1 protein-coding gene and 1 pseudogene are annotated in these 659 nt (G+C 63.4%); both read left to right on the top strand.

Annotation, left to right across the window (positions count from 1 at the left end; genetic code table 11):
• Positions 1 to 351: SDR family oxidoreductase (locus J6497_RS40855; RefSeq protein ID WP_225709774.1), on the top strand; the 351-nt coding region annotated here is incomplete at its 5' end.
• Between the two features lie 87 nt (positions 352 to 438).
• Positions 439 to 659 (top strand): annotated as a pseudogene (locus tag J6497_RS40850) (hypothetical protein); the annotation flags it as partial.

The raw sequence follows: 659 nt of genomic DNA, 5'->3' as shown, positions 1-659 counted from the left end.
GTCATCAACGTCGCCTCCTGGGCCGGACGCCACGTCTCGAAGATGCCGGGGCCGGCCTACACCACGACCAAGCATGCGGTGCTGGCGCTAACCCATTCGTTCAACATGGATGAATGCGTCAACGGCCTGCGCGCCTGCTGCCTGTCGCCAGGCGAAGTCGCAACCCCGATCCTGAAGTTGCGGCCGGTGGTGCCGAGCGAGGCCGAGCAGGCCAAGATGCTGCAGCCGGAAGATCTCGGCCGCACCATCGCCTTCGTCGCCAGCCTGCCGCCGCGGGTCTGCGTCAACGAGATCCTGATCAGCCCGACCCACAACCGCGGCTTCATCCAGACGCCTGTGAGCAGGGATTAGGCTTGCACTCCTGTAGATTCCATGGGGCGGTGAGCGTGGCCTTTCCGATAGGTTTGGGTTTCCACACTCGAACCCTCGGAGAGTCAGATGCAAGCATCGACCGTAGACACGCCCACCACCGGCCATAATGGCACAATTTTCGTTGCGATCGAACTCAGTCAGAAGACGTGGCTGGTGACGCTGCACAGCCCGGATCGGGATCGGATGTCGCGTCACAAGCTGGAGGGCGGCGATCATGCGGGGCTGCTGGGGTTAATTGAGAAGGTCCGCAGCCGGGCGGGGGAGAAGCTCGGATCGGTGCCGCGTGT

It is taken from the genome of Bradyrhizobium cenepequi, from assembly GCF_020329485.1.
In the GTDB taxonomy this organism is placed as follows: Bacteria; Pseudomonadota; Alphaproteobacteria; order Rhizobiales; family Xanthobacteraceae; genus Bradyrhizobium; species Bradyrhizobium cenepequi.
Note: the sequence above shows the minus strand (reverse complement) of the source record. Positions and strands in the feature narration are given on the sequence as shown.